Source organism: Vibrio sp. 99-70-13A1 (genome assembly GCF_013114625.1).
GTDB lineage: Bacteria > Pseudomonadota > Gammaproteobacteria > Enterobacterales > Vibrionaceae > Vibrio.
Window position 1 is genome coordinate 22,335 of sequence record NZ_VTXD01000035.1, and the last position, 24,334, is coordinate 46,668.

At 41.3% G+C, this 24,334-nt stretch carries 23 protein-coding genes; 13 read left to right on the forward strand and 10 right to left on the reverse strand.

What is annotated here, in order from left to right; all coding sequences use genetic code 11:
* Positions 1-69: 69 nt before the first annotated feature.
* The 5 genes from F0226_RS18340 to F0226_RS18360 all read left to right on the forward strand — a co-directional run bounded on the left by F0226_RS18340 (position 70) and on the right by F0226_RS18360 (position 4,206).
* Positions 70-1,068 (forward strand): DUF2860 family protein, encoded by a 999-nt coding sequence (locus F0226_RS18340; RefSeq protein WP_171736992.1) that lies wholly within the window; start codon positions 70-72, stop codon positions 1,066-1,068.
* A gap of 131 nt (positions 1,069-1,199) precedes the next feature.
* Positions 1,200-2,264, forward strand: a complete 1,065-nt coding sequence (locus F0226_RS18345) for an AraC family transcriptional regulator (RefSeq protein WP_171736993.1) — start codon at positions 1,200-1,202, stop codon at positions 2,262-2,264.
* 217 nt (positions 2,265-2,481) lie between these two features.
* A complete protein-coding gene (locus F0226_RS18350) occupies positions 2,482-3,408 on the forward strand; it encodes a 2OG-Fe(II) oxygenase family protein (RefSeq protein ID WP_171736994.1) in 927 nt (308 codons plus the stop codon).
* Positions 3,409-3,660: 252 nt separating this feature from the next.
* Entirely contained in the window at positions 3,661-3,915 is a 255-nt protein-coding gene (locus tag F0226_RS18355) for a hypothetical protein (protein ID WP_171736995.1), read from the forward strand.
* Between the two features lie 120 nt (positions 3,916-4,035).
* Positions 4,036-4,206 (forward strand): hypothetical protein, encoded by a 171-nt coding sequence (locus F0226_RS18360; RefSeq protein ID WP_171736996.1) that lies wholly within the window; start codon positions 4,036-4,038, stop codon positions 4,204-4,206.
* 20 nt (positions 4,207-4,226) lie between these two features.
* Here F0226_RS18360 and F0226_RS18365 read toward each other — a convergent pair whose 3' ends face one another.
* On the reverse strand, positions 4,227-5,186 hold the full coding sequence (locus F0226_RS18365; RefSeq protein ID WP_171736997.1) for a helix-turn-helix domain-containing protein: 960 nt from the start codon (positions 5,184-5,186) through the stop codon (positions 4,227-4,229).
* Between the two features lie 115 nt (positions 5,187-5,301).
* Between F0226_RS18365 and F0226_RS18370 the strand changes: the two genes are divergently transcribed.
* A complete protein-coding gene (locus tag F0226_RS18370) occupies positions 5,302-6,093 on the forward strand; it encodes an MBL fold metallo-hydrolase (RefSeq protein WP_171736998.1) in 792 nt (263 codons plus the stop codon).
* Positions 6,094-6,248: 155 nt separating this feature from the next.
* Here F0226_RS18370 and F0226_RS18375 read toward each other — a convergent pair whose 3' ends face one another.
* On the reverse strand, positions 6,249-6,866 hold the full coding sequence (locus tag F0226_RS18375) for a hypothetical protein (RefSeq protein ID WP_171737020.1): 618 nt from the start codon (positions 6,864-6,866) through the stop codon (positions 6,249-6,251).
* 216 nt (positions 6,867-7,082) lie between these two features.
* Between F0226_RS18375 and F0226_RS18380 the strand changes: the two genes are divergently transcribed.
* Positions 7,083-7,631, forward strand: a complete 549-nt coding sequence (locus F0226_RS18380; RefSeq protein ID WP_171736999.1) for a TetR/AcrR family transcriptional regulator — start codon at positions 7,083-7,085, stop codon at positions 7,629-7,631.
* 100 nt (positions 7,632-7,731) lie between these two features.
* On the opposite strand, the gene F0226_RS18385 is transcribed toward F0226_RS18380, so the two are convergent.
* Positions 7,732-8,382: a DsbA family oxidoreductase gene (locus F0226_RS18385; protein ID WP_171737000.1), complete on the reverse strand. Its 651-nt coding sequence runs from the start codon at positions 8,380-8,382 to the stop codon at positions 7,732-7,734.
* Between the two features lie 135 nt (positions 8,383-8,517).
* On the opposite strand from F0226_RS18385, the gene F0226_RS18390 reads away from it, so the two are divergent.
* Together F0226_RS18390 and F0226_RS18395 are read left to right on the forward strand one after the other, a co-directional pair.
* Complete coding sequence (locus F0226_RS18390; RefSeq protein ID WP_171737001.1) at positions 8,518-9,219, forward strand: glutathione S-transferase family protein; 702 nt, start codon at positions 8,518-8,520, stop codon at positions 9,217-9,219.
* A gap of 168 nt (positions 9,220-9,387) precedes the next feature.
* On the forward strand, positions 9,388-9,729 hold the full coding sequence (locus tag F0226_RS18395) for a hypothetical protein (protein WP_171737002.1): 342 nt from the start codon (positions 9,388-9,390) through the stop codon (positions 9,727-9,729).
* 175 nt (positions 9,730-9,904) lie between these two features.
* On the opposite strand, the gene F0226_RS18400 is transcribed toward F0226_RS18395, so the two are convergent.
* Positions 9,905-10,813: a LysR family transcriptional regulator gene (locus tag F0226_RS18400; RefSeq protein WP_171737003.1), complete on the reverse strand. Its 909-nt coding sequence runs from the start codon at positions 10,811-10,813 to the stop codon at positions 9,905-9,907.
* 114 nt (positions 10,814-10,927) lie between these two features.
* Between F0226_RS18400 and F0226_RS18405 the strand changes: the two genes are divergently transcribed.
* Together F0226_RS18405 and F0226_RS18410 are read left to right on the forward strand one after the other, a co-directional pair.
* Positions 10,928-12,823, forward strand: a complete 1,896-nt coding sequence (locus tag F0226_RS18405; RefSeq protein WP_171737004.1) for an alkyl sulfatase dimerization domain-containing protein — start codon at positions 10,928-10,930, stop codon at positions 12,821-12,823.
* Positions 12,824-12,870: 47 nt separating this feature from the next.
* A complete protein-coding gene (locus tag F0226_RS18410) occupies positions 12,871-13,143 on the forward strand; it encodes a hypothetical protein (RefSeq protein WP_171737005.1) in 273 nt (90 codons plus the stop codon).
* 295 nt (positions 13,144-13,438) lie between these two features.
* Here F0226_RS18410 and F0226_RS18415 read toward each other — a convergent pair whose 3' ends face one another.
* Positions 13,439-13,846, reverse strand: coding sequence for a hypothetical protein (locus F0226_RS18415; protein WP_253820858.1), 408 nt, complete (start codon positions 13,844-13,846; stop codon positions 13,439-13,441).
* A 537-nt stretch (positions 13,847-14,383) separates the two neighbouring features.
* Between F0226_RS18415 and F0226_RS18420 the strand changes: the two genes are divergently transcribed.
* Positions 14,384-15,367, forward strand: coding sequence for a hypothetical protein (locus tag F0226_RS18420; RefSeq protein WP_171737006.1), 984 nt, complete (start codon positions 14,384-14,386; stop codon positions 15,365-15,367).
* Positions 15,368-15,655: 288 nt separating this feature from the next.
* Here the strand turns inward: F0226_RS18420 and F0226_RS18425 are convergent, their stop codons facing one another.
* Positions 15,656-17,164: a DUF3360 domain-containing protein gene (locus F0226_RS18425; RefSeq protein WP_171737007.1), complete on the reverse strand. Its 1,509-nt coding sequence runs from the start codon at positions 17,162-17,164 to the stop codon at positions 15,656-15,658.
* A gap of 577 nt (positions 17,165-17,741) precedes the next feature.
* On the opposite strand from F0226_RS18425, the gene F0226_RS18430 reads away from it, so the two are divergent.
* Entirely contained in the window at positions 17,742-18,416 is a 675-nt protein-coding gene (locus tag F0226_RS18430; protein WP_171737008.1) for a Crp/Fnr family transcriptional regulator, read from the forward strand.
* Between the two features lie 132 nt (positions 18,417-18,548).
* Here F0226_RS18430 and tsgA read toward each other — a convergent pair whose 3' ends face one another.
* The 4 genes from tsgA to F0226_RS18450 form a co-directional block, all read right to left on the reverse strand.
* The gene (gene tsgA / locus F0226_RS18435) at positions 18,549-19,721 is read right to left on the reverse strand and encodes an MFS transporter TsgA (protein WP_171737009.1); all 1,173 of its coding nucleotides are present in this window, start codon (positions 19,719-19,721) and stop codon (positions 18,549-18,551) included.
* Positions 19,722-19,798: 77 nt separating this feature from the next.
* Positions 19,799-20,506: a purine-nucleoside phosphorylase gene (gene deoD / locus F0226_RS18440; RefSeq protein ID WP_171737010.1), complete on the reverse strand. Its 708-nt coding sequence runs from the start codon at positions 20,504-20,506 to the stop codon at positions 19,799-19,801.
* A gap of 551 nt (positions 20,507-21,057) precedes the next feature.
* The gene (locus F0226_RS18445; protein ID WP_171737011.1) at positions 21,058-22,368 is read right to left on the reverse strand and encodes a DUF1501 domain-containing protein; all 1,311 of its coding nucleotides are present in this window, start codon (positions 22,366-22,368) and stop codon (positions 21,058-21,060) included.
* Positions 22,365-24,017: a DUF1800 domain-containing protein gene (locus F0226_RS18450; protein ID WP_253820859.1), complete on the reverse strand. Its 1,653-nt coding sequence runs from the start codon at positions 24,015-24,017 to the stop codon at positions 22,365-22,367. Before F0226_RS18450 ends, F0226_RS18445 begins: the two co-directional genes overlap by 4 nt.
* Positions 24,018-24,334 lie beyond the last annotated feature (317 nt).

Consider the following 24,334-nt stretch of genomic DNA (forward strand, 5'->3'; position numbering starts at 1 on the left):
ATACATGTATCTGAATGCTAAACATAGAAGTGTTCATGCAAGTTACCGCTATTCCAATTAGAGCTTAAAATGAAATACATAATTACGCTGGTCATCTCGTTAGTAACCTTCACTCCTCATGCAAAATCAGCTTTAGCACCAAACCAAGACCTCACAGGTAACATCACCTTTTTAACCGGGGTGTTGGCAAACTCAAACAACCTAGATGTGAGCCAAAGTTACACTCAAATGCAGTCAGATCTTTCCGCGTCTGGTTCGACAGAAACAAGTGGCATGCTAGGCCTGTTAGGTTCTTTAAAATATACCTTTGGCGATACGCTCAATAAGCAGCTTTTTTTAGGAACATCACAAGATGATGTCATAACCGGAACTCTCGCATTTGAAGTGGGTTACAGACAGCAGTTAGAAGATGGAACGTTGGTTGATGTTTCTTTTTTACCGACTTTAATCTCAGGTGAAGTATGGGATGATCCTTATGCAATTGGTCAAAAAAGAAAAGAAACGGATCTTTCCGGTAATGTAGCTCGAATCCAGTTATCGAGAATCATGGGCTCTAACTTTCATGTAGATATGGCAGCAGGTGAGTCTGATGTTGAAAATGAGCAATCTGGACTTAAAGGTTTAGGTTTAACGGATGCTCAAAGAGCATTAATGAAACGCGAGCGTAAGTACTATTATTTCAAAACAAGATACCAGCATATGCTTAATAATGGTTCTGGTTTGCTTACTCCGTCTTTGAATGTTTTCTCATCGGATTCAGAAGGTGATGCGCTTTCATTTTTCAGTATAGGGGCGGAAATCAGCCTAGCAAAAAGATTCAATAAGCATGGCATTGCTTTAACCGTTAATGCCGATAATCGAGAATATGACGCTGTGAACCCTATTTTTAATAAGAAGCGTGAAGACAAAGATTTAGGTGTTTTTCTAGCGTACGAGTATTCGGGGATATTGGGGTATAAAGACTGGTCTGCCGTCTCGTTCATTGGCGCAAGATCGACCGAATCCAACATTGAATATTACGACTACTCTCAATACATGATGTCTGTTGGTCTTGATTTTAAGTTTTGATACTGCTTTTTGTAAACTGATTTTAGTTTGCTTTGTAAATTGACGTGTAGATCGCCTGTAACCCTTCTTGTAACCTGAGCTGAGATACTTTAATTTGGGATTAGTACAAAGGCTCAAGACAGCAGGCAGTGATGACACAAAGCTATAACTCTCAGTTACCTATTTTTTGGTTTCATATTTTAGATTCTGCATTGAAAGCACGAATGGGGGACACGAGTGAGCTTTGGGAAGGAGAGGGTTCATACCAAGCTCTATTGTCTTCAAATTCAGTATCGGCTTACCAACTTCAAGATGCCATCACGAATATTTATCAGCGATTTGGCTATGAACTCATTGATATATTTAGTGAATCTGCAGAATACTTTGATGAGCTTGAGCTTGAGCTTGAGCTTGAGCTTGAACTTGGCCCTCCTGTTTTGGCTATTCTTACCGCGCCTTCGTTAACGAGCTTTTGTGAATTGCTTAGCCGATATTCTATTCATATTCATCCGCTTCTTAAAATCTTTAGCCGTGAGGTGGATAACGGCGGGTTAGAGTTGTGGGTAGTAACACCAGAATACGTTGATGAAATCACATTGATGACTCACATGAGCTTAGGGCTGTATTACGGTTTGATCCTTAAACTCATCAGACGTTACCTCAATGCCCCAGACCAGTTAATCGCTATCCACTTCAATCGCCATACTGTAGGTGAGGAGTTTTTACCTGTTTTTGAACGGGTTTTTAATGTGCAAATGAAGCAAGGCTACCCAATACGTTATTTTCTTTTCGATAAAGACGTCGTGAATAGGCAAGGTCGTTCATTTTTACCTGACTTCCATTCAGGCTTAAAACAGATGGCTGATAAACAACTGGAAGATGTACTGGAATCAAGCATGTTGTTTAAAGTGAATGAAGCATTTAAAACGATGCCAGTAAAGGATGTTAGCCAAGATAATATTGCCAGCGCCCTGTATATGAGCGCACGAACCTTGAATAGAAAATTGCAGCAAGAGGGCATTAACTTTCGACGATTATTTGATAAATATCGTCTGGAATTGAGCCTTACTATGCTCAACAGTCACGATGCTAACATCACTCTCATTGCCCATGAACTGGGTTTTTCAGATTCCAGTGCTTTTAGCCGAGCATTCAAAAAGTGGACGGGTCACTCGCCTAGGCAAGTTAGACAAAGCAAGCTTGATGCCGGCCTTTAAAGGCTGAACTCTCGATAACGTCACTTGGTATTTTTTATTGGAAATACCACTTATCTAGAATGCCTTCCTTTCTGCTTTAGTATTCATTATCAATAAAAACTAAATTCTGTCTTATCGTTAGTGTTATTTATCATTAATAACAATTGCAATAAAGTCACTTCATCGCCGTTGAACAACGGTTCATCAATAATAAAGATCGAGAGACAGAGAGGAAAATATGACTATTGCTCACACGTCAAAAAGCCAATTAGAGCGCGCTCGTGCCTTGACTTTACCTTCACGAGAAGCAGTTCTGCAACGTGAACCATCAGTGTATAAATTTTGGGATTCTAACCAAGAGCTACTTACTGAAGCATGGGCTGAGTGGGAAGTGGCAAACAAGGATAACCAAGTTGCTCCGAATACAGACTTACTGGATTCTCGATTGCGAGAAGCGGTGATGCAAGCATGGGAGAATCCATCAGCAGAATTAGCAGTCAGTGATTTATGGGAAGAAGTTGCACCAGGTGTTTATAAAGGTCAGTTTTTTGATCCTGAGCGTTTATCTGAATTCCGTACATATTTAGAAAACGTGGCTGATTCGAATATACCTGTTCGTGCACCTTACGGAATTGTACTTAATCGAAATGGAGCAATGCTGGATAAGCGTTCTGAAGGTTTTCTTGCCGCTCCAGATTTTCAGGCTTTTTACCGAGAACTATTAGATGTTTACATGCGTCCAATTGCTCGTTTATTGTTCCCTGAGGTTCAAGGTTACGATACACAAACCTTTGGTTTCTCAATTCAATATCAAGCGGGTATGGATACATCTTTACGTTTACATACTGATGCATCGTCAACGACATTGAATATCAATTTAAACCTTCCTGGAGAAGAGTTTACAGGTTCAGAACTGGATTATTACGATCCGAAAACCGGTAATGTGACAAGGTTGAACTTTGAACCTGGGGTAGCGATGATCCACCGCGGTAGTGTTCCACATGCTGCTCATTCGATTAAAAGTGGTACTCGTACGAACCTTGTGCTTTGGTTGTATGGTGATCGTGGGCAAACTCCGCTGCTTCACGCACCTAAAGTCAATTACACCCCAGATCAACGCTGGACAATCCCAGCTGCAATCGCGGATAACTCTGTGCCGTTCTAGGTAAGTGATAACGTATTGAGATAATAAGAAGCCAGTGTATTCGTGCATTGGCTTTTTTGTTTTCTGCTTTTTGGCATTACTGGTTACTGATTACTGATACAGGGTGAAAGCGGTATCAGAAAAATTTGCACTAATCCTCATTCTTACAAAACAAAAGCACAAAAGTGCATGTATGCTTTTGTTTGTGTGTATACTCCACCAAAGAATATCTAGCTTTGGAAAATTGAGATGGTGAAATCTGCGATACAGAGTATGAGTAAGTGGTGTGCATACAGCCATATGATTAAGGTATTTTCAGTATTAATCAGCGGGGGAGATATATCCCAACAAACCAAAGGTGGCCGAAATATCGCGCTTCTCGGGCTGTTTTGTCCGTTTTTCTGGTATGCACTATTTACTGGTGCAAGTAAGACTGAATTGGCTTTTCATGCTACTCATTCTGGTGTGGTTTTTCTGATTGGTATGACGATTATGTTTGTTAGCTTGAGACAAAAGAAACAGAAATAATCGAATGTCAGGACATAGCTTAGATTGAACTACTATCACTTAATCAGATGATAACTAACTTTATTTATCACATTACTTGAAGATAATTCGCTTCATCGTTTGTAAAAATAGAGTTTAACCATGAGCAATACGACTAAAACTGAAATGTCTGATACACAAAAAGAATTAGCAGAGCTGAGAGCACGCTTACAAGAAAGTACGAATGCCATCACTAATGCCACTAAGTCTTCTAATTCAACGGAGAAAATGTCTAGCGTACTTAAAGTGGTGGCAACCTTCGAAAAAGATTAGACGTTGATATAGTTATAACCCTACGAATTTCCTCTGAATGTCCGCCTCCATTCTGATGGGGAAACATTAAAGCGCTTTTTAAAATGTTTGCGCAGCAAGCTTTCAGCCCCAATGCCAGACAGTTCAGCTACTGTGGCTATTGAGTAATCTGTGGATTCAAGCAATTGCTGGGTACACTCTAATCGATGATTCAACAGCCATTCACCAAATGTACATCCATAAGATGCCTTAAATTGTCGAGTGAAGGTTCTTCTGCTCATGGCACATCGGGCGGCAAGGGTATCTAAATCGTATTTTTCCGATAAATTCTGAATAACCTCATCAAGCACATAGCCAAAACTGGTCTCAGCATGAGGTTTGTTTTGAATTGGACTTGGAATGTATTGCTGCTGTCCACCGCTGCGAAATGGAGCAGTAACCATTGAACGAGCGATATGAGAAGCGGTTTCATTGCCACATAGTTTTCGAACTAAGTGCAAACAGCAATCTAGGGAAGCAGCTGTGCCTGCGGAAGTCAGTACATTTCCCTGTTCAATAAACAGATGCTCGCAATCCATGGTGACATTGGGAAAGGTTTCTTGGAAAGCATCTTTAAAGTCCCAATGCGTTGTGGCTTTCTTGCCATCGAGTAAGCCTGCTTTGGCAACAACGTAAACACCAAGGCATAGACCAACAATAGTGGCATTTCGTTGATAAGCTCTCTGAAGCTTTTCGATCAACGCTATGCTTGGTTCGGGTAGCGTGTTTGGCCAACTAGGAATCACTACAATATCCGCTTCGTCTATTGCTGAAAGGTCAGAATTAATGGTTGCGTTAAACCCTGAGCTTAATGCCACATCGTGCGCGCCTTCACTACAAATCGTCATTTCAAATGCTGGCTCTAGGTCAATGAAAACGTCCTGAAAAACCAAACAAGGAACGGATAAATGAAAAGCGCTGATGTTATCAAACGCTACCAAAGCGATAGTATGTTTCTTCATTCTATTTGACCCAATATGAGCGGTAAGTGTCCTTTTGGCTAGTGTCGCATATTCTATGATCGACCGATACTAGTCATCAGACAGCGATTATTAATTGGAAAGGCAGGACGGAATTATGAAAATTCATCACCTCAGAAGCGCAACGTTTGTTATTGAATCTGGCAAGCACTTTATCTTGATTGATCCAATGCTAGGAGGCCAAGGATCGCTGCCTCCATTTTCTGTGTTTCGCTTTAAAGCGGCGAAAAATCCTACCGTTGATTTACCGTCAAATGCACAAGACCTATTAGCTAAGGTGACTCACTGTTTAGTCACTCATAGCCAAACATTTGGTTTCAAGCCTTTGCAGCATGGAGATCATCTTGACTCTGCTGGAGAAGAGTTTCTAATTAAACATTCCATTCCAGTTACGACGTTAACTAAAGATAAAACTTATTTAGAGAAGTACGGCATGTCAGTTGAAAACGGTTTAGAACCATGGATTTCAACTGAGTTTTTGGGTGGAAAGATTACTGCAGTACCTGCACAGCATGGTCATGGTTGGATTCATAAAGTAATGGCAAATGGATGCGGTTTTTTCCTAGAGCTGCCTAATGAACCGAGTATTTACATCAGTGGTGATACCGTTTTAACGGCTGATGTAGAACGAGCATTAAGTGAGCTAAAGCCTGACATTACCGTTGTTGCCACTGGACAAGCTCAAATGGATGTAGGGCAGCCATTATTGATGTCGACCAATGAGGCAATGGAGTTTATCCGTTTGTCCCCTGGTAAAGTTATTGCTAACCATATGGAAGCGTTGAACCATTGCCCAGTAGATAGAGCAACGTTAAAACGCTCTCTTGAAGCGCAAAGCTTACATGAGAAAGTCTCTATACCTGAAGATGGCGAGAGCTTAACGTTTTAGGTTTGAGTTTTTTGGATTCAGTATCATCGAGATTGCTTGTTTGAGTTAATTAGTTTGTTTGAGTTAGCTAGTTTGAATGAGCTTTGTCGGGCACCTTTAAAAAAGTGCCCACGATTGTCTTCTCACCATTACAAGCTTGCTTAGCTAACGTCGATTTAATCCGCTAAAGTTGGGCGGTAAGGTTCTTCTCTTACACCGTGCGACAACACTAACTTAATCATGAATATAGGCGCTATCCACTCAAGGCCGAGAGGTGATGTCATGATGTTAGATAGAATAATCGACAACATTACGATCAGTAACGCAATCGGGCGGTGTAGGTACATAGGCATGAAGTGGATGAATACAATAGATGACATCATCGCGCCATACCAAAAGAAGGCGTAAGACCATGCAATATCAAAGCAAAGTGGTATTGCAAAAAGCTGGAAATGAATCATAGGAAATAAGAACTTACTGCCCACTAATTTACCTAACCAAGTGAGTTCCAGTGATTGGTCTGTATGCAGAAAGCGTTTCATCGAACTCAGCGAATTACTCAATACGCCGCCAATCATATCTAGGGTTAGCACAGATGCCACAATCACTTGTAACCAACTCCAGCCAAGAGAATCCCAAGCAAAAAAGTAAAGGATCACAGGAACGATAAACGTTGCATAGCTAGCAATCATTATTTCAGTTTTGGTTGCGCCAAACCCAGTGGTGAAGTTGAACTTTCCTTCACAATTCCAGTTGATATGGGCACCTTTAATCGTCGTTTTATCTTGTGACATCATTATTCCTTTCTCTTTTATGAACGAGCAGTTCTCAATATTTTCATCGATTAGTAGTCTTTAGAAAATTTATAAAGACCACTTGGTCTAAAAAAATAATATGCGATCATTTATAAGCCTGTCAAATTTTTTAGACCGACTGTACTAAAATAAATTTTAATTAGACTTAAGCTGTTGAAATTAATATAGTCCACACGGACTTTTAAGGAGGGTGGAATGCCAAAGATTGTTGACCGAGAAGCGTATCGTCGTGAACTTGCGATAAAAGCGGTAGATATTTTTACTGAACACGGTGTAAATGGCTTGGGAATGCGTGGTATTGCAGAAGCTCTTGGTATTTCTAAAAGCGCTTTATATCATTACTTTACCAGCAAAGAAGAATTATTTAAGGCGAGCACCGAGGTGTTTTTAGAGCCGACTTCACTCTATGGGCTAGCTGAAGGTGAAGGTGTCCCGCAAGACAAAAAAGAAATGCTCACAAAGCTCGTGATTGCATTGGACAGTCGCTTTAGAGGTGAACTCACCTTAATGCTTGATTACACCAAGGATAGGAGCGCCCAGCAGGTAAGTGAAGATAGCTTACTAGCCATCGCTAATCAAAAGTTTAAGGGGGAGCTCGGCAATATCGTTGGAGACAGTCATGCAGATCAGGCTTACGCATTATTGTTTGGTGGGCTAACAATGCGACTTTTGAATGGTGAACAAACAAAAATTGAAGACATTGTTCAGTGGGTTTTGGATATACCAAACAAGAATGGTCATTGATTGAATATTAAGGTTTAATTTTTGATTGAATAAGTTGAATGGCAGAGTTTTGCTTAGCTAATTTTAATGAAATATCAGCTAAGCAAATTATTGTGAACCGCTAGATCCACTTGTTCATTAACTCAGTTAAAAACTGTTTGTAGTTCTCAACTGGGTGAGCACCAGTAACTGCGGATTCACGGTTAAAAACAACAGTAGGAACGCTAGATACTCCATGTTGTTGCCATTCAGCTTCTTGCATACGGATCCTTTCTTTAAGCTTAGGCTTGTTTAACCAAGACATACCTTCATCGGCATCTAACCCAACTTCGGCTAATTCATTTCTCAATACTTCATGGTTTGACACGTCTTTTTGTTCACTGAAAAAGGCAGTGAATAATCTAAGTTTAAACTCGGTTTGTTTACCCTTGGTTTTCGCATAATCAAGGAGTACATGCGCTTCTAATGTATTGACCATTTTCATGTCGTCGAAGTAATTAAATTCGAAACCGTGTTCTGCGCCAGCTTGTGCTATGCGAATGCGCGCTTGTGCGCTTTCTTCTGGGCTAGAACCGTATTTTCTTTGTATATGAGATCGTAAGCCTTCACCTTCAATTGGCATGTCGGGATTAAGCTCGAAGGGCAGCCATTCAATATCAATTTTATCAGCAATGTTGAGTTCTTGGATTGCGGCTTGGAGGTTGTTATAGCCAATGATGCACCAAGGGCAGACAACGTCAGAGATGATTTCTAGCTTTATTTTATTGTTCATAACACACCACATGTTTTTTGCTATATTTTGAACGATCGTTCTTGCTGGTGTAGTGTTTATTCTATTGAAGGGCTACACAGGCCCGAATTTTTACTAAAACAAACTGAATGACAGTGCTAAATAAAGGGACACATTATGCTTAATTTCTACTTCCACCAGACACCAAATCCAATGAAAATCGCTTTATTTCTAGAAGAAACAGGTTTGGATTTCCAACTTGTACCTGTCGATACACTAAAAGGTGACCAGCATACTGCTGAATACCGTTTGATTAACCCAAACGGAAAAACACCTGCGATTGAAGATGACGGTCAGCGTGTTTTCGATTCAAATGCCATTCTCCTTTACCTTTCAGAAAAAACAGGAAAACTAGGTGGTCAGCCTGAAGACCGAGCTGAATTGCTTTCTTGGTTGATGTTTATTGCTTCTGGTCTTGGTCCATTTTCTGGTCAATCTGTTCACTTTCGTCACGCGGCGCCTAAAGGTCAAGATTACGCAGTGAACCGTTACTTACGTGAAGCAGAGCGTCACTATGAAGTGCTTGAAACTCATATGGAAGGTCGCGAATTTATAGTGGGTAATGAATTTACTTTGGTTGATGTGGCTGCTTGGGGATGGCTAGATAAAGCCGCTGTGGTATTGGGTGAGGAAGGGTTGGCGCCTTATCCGAATCTAAATCGTTGGTTTGATGCAGTGAATAGCCGACCAGCAGCACTACGTGCTCGTGATATCGCAAAAGATGTTGAATTCAAAAGTGAATTTGATGAAGAAGCGCGACGTGCATTTTTCCCTTCAAACTACCCAAAGCATAATTGCGAGAGCAAGTCATCCAGCTAAACAGCCCGCATCTTAGCGATGATTTAAATCTGTTGCATGGTTATTAAGAAAGCCGTTAGATCTCTCATCTAACGGCTTTTTAGTAAAATCAGCGGTTGTCGAGGCTAGAATAGTAAGGTGATTTATAGCAAAGTAGAGGACAGTTTATTAAGTCAAAGGGACTAATCTATGTTGGTTGAATTGGAACAACTTATTGATTCAAAAGATGTCATTGTGCTTAGTACTCCTGAAGAAGCCGCTGTAACTTGGTTGCTCGAACCATATAAAAACAGTGCGAATATTCGAGTCATAGAAGATGCACATAAGCTGGATACAACGATGATTTTGGAAGCTTGCAGCTTAAATCTTACCGAAAGTAAAAAAGTAATCCTTACCGCCCAGTTTCGGAGTCAGCTACCCGTTATCAATATTGCTTCTTTGTGTAATGAAAAGCGGAAAAAATTGGTAAACATAGAGCTATTAGGCTGGAACGAAGAGAAAGCAGAACCGGCTTCTTATAGTTATTTCTAACTACATGAATATTCAAAATATTATAACTCTTCGGCGATGCGGAATATTCACTCTTGCCACAATGAATGGAAGCATCATATAGCTTCAGTTAGTTCTGATAAACGTGAGCTTATCTATTTGTTTGTTGAAATTACTGAATAGTAATATTGGTTTCTTGCTACGCTCAAAAGCAAAATTACAAAGACCATCCTGATTTAGCTGATTCTTGGCAACAACTTCTGAACCATCGGTGTACCGGATCATGTTGCTTAGATGGGTGCCAAAACATGCTGACTTCAATATCTACTTCTAAGAAATCTGCTTTGACTTTCCTAAGGTTAAAAAAATCACAATATGAGTCAGCGATAGTAACAGGGGAAATGCCTATATAATCCGAACTTGCGAGAATAGGCATCATATCAATCATACTAGACACCTCCCAAATAACATTTCTTTTCGCTAGGTCTCTAAGGTTCGGGGCATCACTTAGATAGCCTGGAGATAACCCTGATCGAGTATGCACTACGTGTTTTTCAGAATAGAATTCGCTTTCCGTGATGTTCTCGGAGAGTCTCGGGTGGCTCTTACTGTAAATAATACATAGTGAATCGCTGCATAGTTTTTTTTGACTTAATGCTGGATGTGCTTTTGAGGTGGCTTCAATAATTAGGTCAATTTTTTCAAAGCGAAGATCCGATTCAATATCGTTATAAATCGGAAGTATCTCAACCGAGCACAATGGCGCTTCATTTTTTATTATGGAAGATAGCTTGGGAAGAAAAGTATGGTTAAAGACACTAAGAGATGAGATGGAAAATTTTCTTTCACATGTTTTAGGTTCAAAGCGGAATTTGCTTGGTGTTGTTGACTCTATAACCTGCATAGATTGAGACAGAGCGGGGTATATTTCTTTTGCATACGCTGTAGGAGTGACGCCGTTTCCTTGTCGAATAAATAAATCATCGTTGTAAATGGCTCTTAATCTATTCAAGCATTGACTTACTGCGGGTTGGCTAATATTTAATCGTTTAGCTGCTCTCGACATGCTGAGTTCCTGCATCACCATGACAAAAACAGGAATTAAACTAAATTCTGAATGCTTCATTGTTATAACCTTAGCCAAATCCTCAATTAATATAAGTTATCTTATATGCTATAAAAGCAAAGTTACATATCTTTTTGTTAATTTAGTTGCACAATAAAACTCGAAGGTATGGTTATGAAAAAAGCAATGTTAGCGCTATCTGTGTTGGTAGCAACTTCAGCTCTTGCCGCAAATAATGATGTTGAACGTTATGACGGTGTGAAAGTAAATATTGATACTCTGTCCCACAGTTACTACCACGGTGAAAATTCGAAATTTACGCATTATTGGCACGGTAACGCTACTGACACTAAGTTCATTCCTACTGGCGGTAACGATGCATATTTCCAAACGTCGAACAAAGTACACCCAGAGCTTACCGCGCATTCCCAAAAAATGGTAAAAGGTATATTTGTACACAAAGACAAATACTTTCAAATTTATGGTTATGGCTTAACTTCACCAACTATTGTTGAAGGTAACGATGGCCTGCTCGTTCTTGACCCAGTTGAGTCTGTCGACAAGATGCAAGATGCGATGGCTGCATTCCGAAAAGCAACGGGAATTAATAAACCTGTTGTTGCCATTATGTACTCTCACTGGCACCCAGATCATTATGCTGGAGTAAAAGGTATTGAAGGTGCAGAAAATGCACAAATCATTGCACATGATACCTTTATGAAAAACGTAGTGAGTGGCTCTATGGGCGGAACTGGACCTGCTCTTGGTTTCCGTGTTGATTATTCTTTAGGTACTTTACTTGAAGTTGAAGAAGGTGGACGCATAAATGGTGGGCTTGGACCTGATTTTGAAATCAGAGAGCACAGCCTAATTGCACCAAATACCCTAGTAGAAGGTTACAAGGGTGTGCTTAACATGGTCATCGCTGGAATTAAGGTCGAATTCAAACACGTACCTTCAGAAGCGTCGGATGAAATTATTGCATATTTCCCTGAAGATGAATTCTTGTTCGCTTCAGAAGTTATCCAAGGTGAAAGTTTCCCTAACTTACATACAATTCGTGGTACTAAATACCGTGACCCAAGCATTTGGTACCCTGGTATTGATGCTCTCCTAGAGTATGATGCTGACGTGATGATGGCGTCACATGGTCGCCCTGTGATTGGCGAAGAGCATGTGGAAGATACACTTACTGCCTATCGTGATGCAATTCAATTCACTTATGATCAGTCCATAAAAGCGATAAATGATGGTGCTACTCAAGAAGATTTAATTCGTCAAATTCAGCTTCCTGAGCATCTAAGAAATCACCCTTGGTTGGGCGATTTTTATGGTTCAATCCGTCATGCAGCAAAGCAGATCTTCGTTGGTGAAATGGGGTGGTTCGATGGTGATCCTACAACACTTAACCCAACATATTCAGTGGAAGTATCTAAGCGATTAGTTGAAATGGTTGGCGGAAAAGACAAGATGATGTCATTTGCTCAAACCGCAATGGATGATGGTGATTTCCAATGGGCTGCAGAACTAGCAACACACGCAATCCGTCTTGATCTTAAAGATATGGAACCACGTTTACTTAAAGCTGAAGCACTTCGTGAGCTTGGTTACCGTGAAACAAACAATAACTGGCGTAACTGGTACCTAACTTCTGCTCAAGAATTGGATGGTACTATCGATTATTCTAAAAAAATTAATCTCCAAGCACCAGATTTGATGGCGGAATTTGAACCATCTCAACTTGTTGGTGCATTACGATTTAGTTTAAACGCAGAGCGCAGTGCTGATGCACATTTCACGGTCGCTTTTGAGTTTTCTGACTCTCAAGAGGTTCATGCCATTGAAATTCGTCGTAGTGTCGCTCAGTTCCACGAAAACTACGATGACGAGGCTAAGTCTACAGTTAAGCTAACTAAGCCGGTATTCCTAGGTCTTTTGGTTGGTAAAGTTGACTTTTCTACAGCGGTAGAAAATGGTTTCATCGTCATTGATGGTGACGCGTCTGCTGTACCAGAGTTCTTCGGATTGTTCGACAAGCCCGCTGAGAACCCAAAAATCACGCTTCGATAATAAGTGAAAATTGCCCGATCCGTCGGGCAATCCTTTAGGAGGAATTAATGAACATACAAATTTCAGTAACATTGTTGTGCTTCATTCCAACGGTAACATTCGCTTGTGCTAACCACGTGAATACAAGTATCCCTCATATATACGACAAAGATGCTTACTTTGAAGCTGTGGATATGCAAAGCAGCAATAAAGTAAAATCAATCAGCCTAGACGATATTCTCTCAGGAGAAATCGCACCATCTCAAAAGACCGTGCAGAAAAATAAATTTTTGGCATATTATCAAAAAAACGTACTCAGTAAGGATCCAACCGCCGACTAAGAGATAAAGGTGAGGGTATTTTTGTATTACACTGATGTAGTGTTAAATCGCCACTGAAATCGAGCATGATTGGCAAAAGAAGCTAGAAGGAGCGAGCCTTGTATCTTACGCGGTCATTAGTTCTAGTAAAATTAAATCCCCCAAAACAACTAACATTCTCATAAGAGCCAAATCCAATTGGCCTTTTCTAATCTAGAAAAGACCAACTGTAACGATTCTTGATAAAACTAAGATAAGGTTGAACCTACCTGTGCTTGTGGATATGAGAACAAGAGCAAGAACCAAAACCTCAACGCTATTGGTTTGAAGGCTTACATTGAGTTAGGAAAACCCAAGCGAAGAACAACATAAACACGAAGTCATTTAATCCATAAATGCTGTAAAAAATGCCAGCAAATAGGTCTTGTTCATAAACAGTATTAAGGCTGTTATCTTTAAACCACTGTAACCAAGCAAGCACATATACAAGCTTCTCGATAGTAAATGCGCCAGCTAACCATTTAACACCAGATGTAATTGAGGCAGCTCCAAGATAAGCAAAACCCCATACAACGATCATCAATAAGCCAAAGTTTGACATAACTATAGGGTCAAACTCATTAATTACCGGATTATTAAATCCACGAGAGAAGGTAAGTACTCCACCAATATTCATCATCGCAGCAGCGATAAAACCTAACTTAACAGCATCATATTTCATCATTTACCCATCACTGAACACAATTACCTTTAGGGTAATTATTAACCTAAACATAAGCACTAGCATAGCGGATAGATAAACTCGCTAATGGAATAACGGATATAGCTTTTAGTTATTCATGGTTTTGTGGTGCTTAGCTCGAAATTGCTCAATCAGATGAGTGGGCTGGCTTTCCTTGTGGAGTTACAGTACAACAAGCATCGTTTTGTTCGAAAGCTTGGTAAAAGAACAACTGAATATCGACGTTTTCTATTTATCGATTGTAAGTGTTCTTATCATCTCGAATATGCATACGAAGTAAGTTTCTGGGCATTTCTGTATTACACGCCCGCTAGCACACCTTTGGACATTTATGAGTTATGAGGGACTAGATATGAAAGCTCGGACTAGAAGCTCATTTACTGAAAATTGCACATCGCTTACGTTAATTTACAGTACATAGCCTAATATATGCGTCAACTATTTATGTAGCTCAACATATTGATTTGTTGAGGCTGAAAACTACACTTAAACTTCATACTTGCTACTGGATTTTTATTGATGGGTACTACAAACAATCAAGTTTTCGCTCTTTCGTCTATCGCCTTGCTGCTGGCTGGCTGCTCTCCATCCTCCGACCTAACAGTAACTGGAGCAATTAGTGATTACAAAGGCTCAGCTAGCATTACCCAAGGTCTTGCAAAAACAGTAGAAGTAAACCTTTTTGAGTGTGCGAATGGTCGAAGCCGTGTTGCAGGCATCGGTGAAATTGCTGACGCTGATGGAAAAGTGTGGACAGTCCCTGCTCAAAACCATTTTACAACTGCGCCAAAAGCGGTCGATCTTTATGAAGAGTGCGCCAACATCACACCCGAAAGCATAGCCGATGTGGATGAAGCCTCTGTGCCTGTAGCTGTTATTGATCCTGATGGTGAAGAGATTACTGGTTACATCTTTGCTGACAACTATTTCGAGCTATATATTAATGGCCAGCTCGTTGCAGTAGACACTGTACCTTTCACACCGTTTAACTCTAGTATTGTAAAATTCAAAGTAAATAAGCCATACACTATTGCTGTAAAAGTAATTGATTGGGAAGAAAACTTAGGTTTAGGTACAGAAGACAACCGTGGTAAGGCATTCCACCCAGGTGATGGTGGCTTTATCGCCAGCTTTAGTGACGGTACTGTGACAGATTCTGATTGGCAAGCTCAAACATTTTATACTGCACCAATCTATGATTTAAGTTGCCTGAGTGAAGTTGGTGGTAAGCGATTATCGGAGAACTGTACAACACAAGGTACAGATAACGGTGAAAATGCTTATGCAGCTCACTGGGAAACTCCAAGTAACTGGATGGCAAAAGATTTTGACGCAGTTTCATGGCCGCGAGCAACTGAATACTCAGAAGATGAAATTGGTGTGAATAACAAGAAATCTTACATGAATTTTATTGAGAAATTCAGTGGTGCTGGAGCGAGCTTCATTTGGTCAACAAATGTTGTTTTAGATAATGAAGTTCTACTTAGATACGAAGTGAAATAGCGTTATCCTCTCAACATAAGAAGCAGTTATATCTCATCAGAGCCGATATAGCTGCTTACCTTTCTTTGTTCGTTACTTCTACAACTTCTTTCCCCTATCTAACAAACTTTAGGGAAAAATTGAGCCCAACTAAGGTAAATGCTGGGCTGCCAAGTTGCTTTAAATCTATGGCTTTTAACTGAACTGAGAGCAATTGGGTAATAAGGTGACTTAATAAAACGTCACCTTACAACGTAATTAAACTTAATAAGAGAAAGGATCGAGCATTCAATAGCTCTTATTTAAAGGTTAACGAAAACTCGGGATAATCGCCGGTATCCCTGGCAGAAGACCAACCAACGCCATCACACCACTCAGCACAATAAACATAATGCCAGGTAATACCCAACGGCTCATTCTACTCAGTTCACTGCTACGTTCTTTACAACCGACTAAGCCTAAGTTATCTAACAGCATGGTGAGAGCCCAGCCAAATGCTGGGTTAACGAGCGCTGAAGAAAATACAACAATCGCTGCCGACTGTGTGGTTTTCCCTTCACGCGTCATTTCCATCCCAGCTTCTAGCAATGGAACAAATACCCCAACAATTAGCGCAACACACAGTACAGGTTGCCATATAGCTAGATCCATTGGGTAGCCCCAAACCGCAGCGATAATACAGAATAAAGCTGTCAGCAAAGCGCCGGCAGGAATAGGGCGCTTAGCAATTGCCGCAGGTACGATATAAGTACCCCATGAAGAAGTAAAATTAGTACCACCAAGCAGAGAGCCGAACGTTTGACGAATTGACGCTGTGGTCATGGTATCGTCAATGTTCATATGTACCTTTTCTGTACGTTTTGGATAGCTGATTTTTTGAAACACTTGATGCCCTAAGAAATCTGGCGACCACATAGCTACGGCTAAAATAGCGAAGGGCAATACCACCATGAAATGTTCAATCGTAGGTAAGCCCAGCATCCAGCCTGTATCTTCTCCCCACCAATACATAGGGTTCATATTGGGTAAACCTGGCTCGGTTTGGAAAGAAAACGGGGCGCCCATGGCAAAAGCTAACGTACCACCCAGCAAACAGCTAAGAGGTACAGCTAGCCAACGCTTACGAAAGTGTTCCAATAAAGCGTATAAAATAATGGTGCAAAAGATCACGACAAAAGCAATATGACTCATGCCTATTCCCTCAGCCCAAGCGAACAGCTTTTTAACTTGAGAAGCGGTTCCAACAAAGCCAAGGTAAAGTAGTAAACCGCCACACACGCCTTTACTGGTGAGGTTAGCCAACATGCTGCCACCTTTACTGATGGCTAAGATTAAGCCAAAAGCGCCAATCAGCAACCCAAAAGCCATAGGGTGTCCGCCTGCTGCAACCACAATAGGGATTAATGGGATGAGTGGGCCGTGTGTACCTGCGAGGTTAGCGGTAGGCAATAAAAAACCAGAAAAAAGAATAATGAAAACAGAGGCGATGAGTAACTCATAACGAACATTTTCTAAAATGAAGCCTTCATTTAGCCCAAGAGCCCCGGCAAAGGTGGCTGCAATGGCGCCCACCATAACAATTTTACCAATGGTCGCTGCCATCGCTGGGATGGTATCTTCTATCTCAAATCGATAGTCTTTAAACGGCAAATTGGGACGCCAGCGTTTAGGCGCCATGATTTGTAATTCGTGTTCTAAATACTGTTCTCGGGAATCAAATTCCGAGCTTGGTTTATGTTGTTGTTCATAAGTGAGTTCATCCTCATTGGCTTGAGGCTTATCTGCTTGTATATGTACGGACTCTAAAGTACTGCTCATTTTGATTCCTTTCGTTCACACTCTAAGGCGTGTTTTTCCAACAGACGTTCTTTCTATGAAACTCTTGAAATTTACTATTAAATTAAAAGAGCCAATCAACCTGTTATTAAAAATAATGATTAAAATTCATTTGCTAGTACCTTATATCAAACCAAAAAAAACAAATAGTCTCAGGTGGTTAGACATTAGTCGTAGAGTACGGCTACTAGTATAAGAAAGTGTAGACAGTATTTATCAAGGGATTTATAGGTCATTCATTTCAGGTGTAATAAAGTAACGTTCAGCGAGAAATTGCTCGACTTAAAAGACCCTGAGAAAGACCATCGAACAGTGCTTTTTGCGTTCTTGATGTTATTTAATAGTGGACATCTGCTCCCGTTTTTTTCTGGATACATTGCACTCTGGTATTTGCAGGTTTTGGTAGCGTTAGTGCCATGCCTAATGAATCTATTAATAGGTGCGGCAAACCAAGTGAGTGAGCTTTCAAAGCAGTACCTACTATCTCTTTTATCAGTAGTAACAGCATATTGTGGTAGCATGTGCGAGGTATGCTGAACTCAGTTTTCATGGAAAATAAATGCAATTACAAACCTTAGGTAAAGGACGTTTCGAAGCAGAATGGAAAGAAGATAAACAGCTGATTGAACAGGCTATTCGTGATTGTATCTGCACACGTCGTATTTTCGATGAGAACGAAAAGCTCCTGACTCAAGGTGAGCATGTCGATAATCTTTACCTTGTTGAATCGGGCAGAATCTCTATGGGCGTGACAGCTCGCAATGGCAAGACATTTTTGCTTGGAACACTAGAGTGTGAACAGCAAGTATTCGGAGAGATGGAGTTTTTTACTGGCTATCGCTGCCAGATGGACATAGTACCCATTGAACCCGTTGAAGTGGCGATCATCGACTCACAAAAGTTGCAGCGTTGTTTGCTAGAACAACCACGTATCTCACTTTATTTCGCCAGTGCTATCGCGATTGATTATCAAGACACAGTGGAGATCCTTTCTCGAAGGTTGCTTCATCCTATCAGCGTCAATGTGGCGTATGACATTTACCATCAGTATCTAAATGATCTTCCTGTTGATGGCTTTCAAAAGAACTACCTTGAAGCGGAGCGATTTGCCACATCTGATCGTGTTTACAGGCGTGCAGTAAAAGATCTTGAGGCAAAAGGATTTATTGCTAAAGAAAAACATGGTTTTCGCATCCTAGATTTAGATGGTTTGCGGAAGTTCGTAGAAGACTAGTGCAAGATTGTAGAGAAAAGAGAAAAGAAGTCGTAATAGCTTCTAAAAAGCAGTGAAAGATTATTAGAGCGATTTAAGTAAAGGTCTACAACGTGTAGACCTTTCTCTTTTAACAAGCTGAATTATGGCGGGTTATGCCGCTTGCGTTTGATTCGCAACTGCTGGTTTGTATTTCATTGAAAAAACCAACATCACGAGAACCACTGCGTAAATAACAGGTATCGCATACATGACCGTTTGCAAGCCAACAATGCTTTTCATTACAGAGCTGATTGCTGGGCTAAACATCGCACCTGCGCTACCACTGATCAGAATGTAAGAAACGTTTTTACTGGTTGCATTGCGTACAAAAGACACACCATAAGCGATAAATGCGTTGTACAACGCGGCACAAGCGAATCCGTAACCATAGGTCAGATAGGATAACCATTCTAACTTACCCGTCGTCACGATAACGCTGGTGACAATCATTGCCAGTGAAATTATCGTCAATAGAAAGTATTGAATCTTCATGCGAGATACGATCACGGTCGAAATTAATGCACCAATCAGCGCAGCTGACCAATACTGTGTGATGATGTTACCCGCTTGCTCAAATGGGATATCGAACTTCTCTTTTACGAATATAGGTGCCCACGTTAGGAAGGTATACAATGCCAACATACCTAGAAATAGACCGACACCACCGCTGATAATACCGAAGTTCCACTCTGATTTAACTTCTTGTTCAGCGCCATTCTCACCATTGCATTGGTTAAAATTAGTCAGCAGTGCAACAAACATGGTTGCCAATGCCACAATACCTACGCTTAGGTAACTGATACTCCAGTTCATTGAGTTCGTGAGTACATAAGTGGTGATCATTGGGAACACCACACCTGCAATGTTAAAGGTCGCGTCTTGTACTACCAACATGGTGCTCTGGATTTTTTCTTTCCACAGTGCAACAACTAGGGTGCCCGCGATACAAAGACCTACACCGCCACAGAAGCCGATCACAGTCATGCATAGCATTACGATAAATAATGAAGGTGCTATGTACAGGCTAAAAGCAGACACAGCGATTGCGCCGTAACAAAGCACGGTCATGCGTTTGATGCCAACTTTTTCTATTAGGAAGAAAGCAGCAATGGTACCCGCGAGTGCGCCGCCATTTAATAGTGAGAAAATCGATGCCACTTCGTTAATGTTGGCATTGAAAGCATTAGCAATTGGCTCAACTAGCATGCCAAATTGGGTCGCAAAACCTGCCATAATGAAGTTGGCAAGAAAGCTTATTGCAGTGAGTATCATTTTGTTGTTCATTGATTACTCCAAGGGCTCATAGGGTAAGATGTTATTAGAATAATGGAGAGCCAAATCTGTTGGCTCTCAATGTAGGGTTAGGCTTTAATTGCAGTTTCTAACGCTATCTCAATCATGTTATTGAATGAAAGTTGACGTTCTTCTGCAGTGGTTTCTTCGCCCGTTATGCAGTGGTCAGATACGGTTAAAATCGCTAAAGACTCGATACCAAATTGGTGGGCTAGCCCGTACAAACCAGCCACTTCCATATCTACACCTAATACGCCAAAACGTTCTAGGGCAGGGATCAAATCTTCATCTGGATCGTAGTAAAGATCGCCAGTAAACACGTTGCCAACTTTGACATCAATGTTCTTCTCTTTCGCCGACATATACGCGTTATGTAGTAATTCAAAGCTTGCAGATGTCGCCATATGGTAACCACTACTGCGCTTTGCATTCGTTGGCGAATCGGTACCAGCCGCTTGAGCCAGAATTACATCACGCATGTGCACGTCTTTTTGTGTAGCCCCCACACTGCCAATACGAATAATACGTTTCACGTTGAAATCATTAATTAATTCGTGTCCGTAAAGCACCATGGATGGAATACCCATACCGTGGCCCATTACTGAAATTCGCCGACCTTTGTAGTAACCGGTATATCCGAGCATGTTACGGATATCTGTCACCAACTTAGCGTCTTCAAGGTAAGTTTCAGCGATGTATTTTGCACGTAGTGGGTCGCCCGGCATAATGACGGTAGAAGCAAAATCTTCCACAGAACCTGCGATGTGAGCTGTCATATTAGTTTCCTTGTTCGTTCTAATGGAGCAATCATAATTAGAAGAGTAGGAAAAGTTTCAGGACAAAAGTCCGGTTTAAAAGCCTAGTATCACAAATTTGAATGGCTATTTTGAACACAATACAAAGCCTGATAATCAAGGTTCATAAAGCCGGATTTGAAATGTATATCCTGCTCATTAGATATCAGATACCAGACATGAAAGATGAAAGATGACATATGAGAGATTAGAGCTGAGCGGAAAGTGTAGATGAGCAGTGACATTGATAAATAAAACCAAGGTCTCACGTGTGCGAGACCTTTTTGTGTTTTTGGGATAATGACAATAAACCGATTTCTATATGATTACATTGAAGAGTGAGAGCTGTTTCTGATGCTAGAACCGCTAGAACCGCTAGAACCGCTAGAACACTTTAGATGCCAGAGTAATCAGAGCAGTTCAGTACTACTCTGATACGAGTGGTTATGTCAGTAGAGCAGGGCTGTAATTGCTCGATAGATAAATCTAAAAGTGCTTTCAAAGCTGTGATTCGGGTGAAATTTCAATCTCTATTATTTCAAGAACCCTAAATCTTGTACCGAGAAATTAGCTAAGTTTGGAAAGATGTAATCCATTGCACTATCCGTTCTCACTCCCATCCATTTCGCTATTGTCGCACCAATTTGCTCGACGGAAGTCGTCGGAATCATCCGTCCTTTATTGAAATCATTTTCCCCATCAAGGATTAGCGATGGCCACTGTCCGTATAGCTGTCGGCCATTGAGTGCGCCACCCATCACAAGGTGATTGCTTGCCCAACCATGATCGGTTCCTGAACCATTGCTTGCTAAGCGTCGACCAAAATCAGACATTGTCATGGTGGTTACTTTATCGCTCAGCCCTGATGCTTCCATTGACTGATTGAACGCGGCAAGCGATTGGCTCAAAGCGCTCATTAATTCTGCATGGTCATTCAATTGGTTAGCGTGCGTATCAAAGCCACCTAGTCCGACAAAATAGACTTGCCTTTGATGCCCTAGTTGATCACTCGATTTGATCAGTCTCGCAACCGTATGTAGCTGGTGACTTAAAGATATATCCGGAAAATGGCTTTCTTCCGGTATGGAATCAATCGCCGTTGCAAGTGTGTCTCGTATGGAAATTGAATCACCCTTCACGCGATCAAACTCTCGCCCAAATGCTGTTAAAGGAGACAAACTCATCACCTGATCAAAGCTTTTTCGGCGTTGAGTGTTATTGATGGCATTCACTTTAGGCAACGAGGATGCATTAATAAGGTTCGCACTATGGTCGCTACCGTTCAGTAACTGAGCATATCCATTAAGGCTAAAAGTTGGGCTAATTACATCAGTCTCGCTACTAAGTACATCCATCAATCGCCCAGCCCAACCTAACGTTGTTGTACTCCCAGACCAACCGCGTTGCCATTCAGTTTGTTGGGAATTGTGAGAGAACAAAAAGGGTGGCATAGCATGCGTTCCGTCCTTTAAACCCGTTTTTGTTGAAGGTTCAATTAAGACTCCGCTGTTTGCAATGGCAACCATGTGTCCACTATCAAACAGACTTTGAACATCAACCATTGATGGGTGTAAACCTAATGTCAGGTCAGACCCTGTATTCAATGCTAAAGGCAGTAGTGATGCTTGAGGAATAGCAATGTCTGGACGCGCCGCCGCGTATTCATCATAGTGTGCATTATCGTTGGGCATTAACATATTAAAGCCATCATTCCCGCCAAACAAAAACACACAAACCAGGGCTTTATAATCGTTATTTGGCAGCGCATGTGCCGAGCCGGTACCCATCATCGAAACCAGTGGTGTCGATGCCATAGCCGCTAACAATTGACGACGTGAAATCATTGGGCTAACTCCTCAATGTGGAACTCTTGGCTCGTCACGACAATATAAAGTGCATTGCGGACTTTTAAGCTTTGCTGTGTATCGCGAAGACTTTCTAATGCTTCCAATACGATGGATCTAAGTGGCTCACTCATTCTTTGAGAAAGTAAACGTCTCTCAAGTTCTTCGATCAATGCTGTGTGGTCATTGGCGATAGTCTCTAAAGGCGCTGTATTTATGACAATGCGTTTAGGATTATCTTCACCCTCGTAATTTGTTCTGCCCGTTGCATTCCAAAGTTGGTTATTAGTGAGAATGAAATTATTCCAGCTCAGTATCTCAAACTCTGGCGCAACATCATTTGCGGCAGCGATTTCACCATTTGGGGCGTAATCTGGGGAGAAGAAATTGAACACGCTGGGCGAACCAAGTGGAGACTGCCCATATGATCTAAACATGTCGATGGAGTTATGGAAGCGCCCTGAAGGATCGGCTGATTTGGCTTCAAATGCGCGGAAAAAATTGGTCATGGCTATCAAGGGTTCTTTCATCTTAACGGGCGAACGATCACCACCGCTAAGTGCTTCGCTGTCCGTTAGAATCCCACGAATGACGGCTTTAAGATCACCTCTAACACCTTCACCATTATCGGCAAATAGTGCACTAGTTCGACCAACATAAGCTGGAGAAGGGTTTGAAGTAACCAGTCTTTGTATAAGGTGCTTACTGATCAACGGACCGGTATTCGGGTGATTAAGCAACAAATCCATCGCTTGCGCCATATCTTGCTCGGCAGTTTGTCCTTGTGCAAATACTTCGCCTATCACCACCTTTTCTTCATCATCATGACGTTCAGGATAAGCGACCATTGGCAAGAACCAGTTTCCGTCCTTAGAGCCCCACGATGAATTAGCTTTTTCAGTGATGTGCCAACCGGTAAATACACGAGCAAGGTTTTCTATGTCATCTTGCGAATACGTTGGAATCAGTTGTCCTTGGCTGTCATGTCTCTCTGTACCATCAGAATTTAGTTCATAAAGTCCGATGCTAAACAATTGCATGACTTCACGTGCATAGTTTTCATCAGGGTAGCGATTACTATCTGGATCAGCCTTTTGATTAGCCATCATTGATAGGTAATCGCCCATTGCTGCATGAAGCGTCACTGATTCAATTAGGTCTCGATAATTGCCAAAAGCATGTGTGACGAGCATGTCGTAGTAGTCGGTCATTTCCAGTGAACGACCGCCCAAGCTGGCGCCATATCGTGATATTACGAAAATTTCACTCAATGCAAACGCGACACGCTGTCGTAATTGATCCGGCGCATTCAGGCTGACATCCCACCAAACTGCTACGCGATCCGCTTGGTTGTAGCTGTCTCTGCCTTCTTCCAGTGGATAATCTTTCAGGCGCGTTGAGTGCAAACTAGGGGACATGGAAAACTGTTTATCTAGCCAAGTGATATAGCCTAAGCTTGCTAATTCTTGATAGGAGTTAGGTTGAGGACCAAATGTTGATCGATAGAGAAGGTCATAACGCTGATCTTGTGTCAGGGAGACAGGCTCAGGCGTACCACCACTTCCGGAAGTACTATCGCCGCCACATGCCGAAAGCAGTGAGAGGCTAACGAAACATGCACTTAATTTGAAGCTAGAACGCTTTAACATAGAAAACAACTCAGAAACCTTATACTGCGGGTGACTTTTCCGCACACTAGCTAAGATCATCATTAACAGCAATCTAACCTAATTTAAACTGTGCGACGGGTTCATATTTGACAATGAGGTATCAAAATAACTTAAACCATAGCATTGAATGCCTATACGTATATTCAACTAGCCTGACAAAAGAAAATGGCTGTTTGAACTCGCTCCCTTAAGTACAGTCTTTCTTGAGCTAATTATCAAACTATCATTAATCGCTAATCGCTTATAGGCTATAGGCTATAGGCTATAGGCTTAAGCCATACTAGAGAATCTAGATT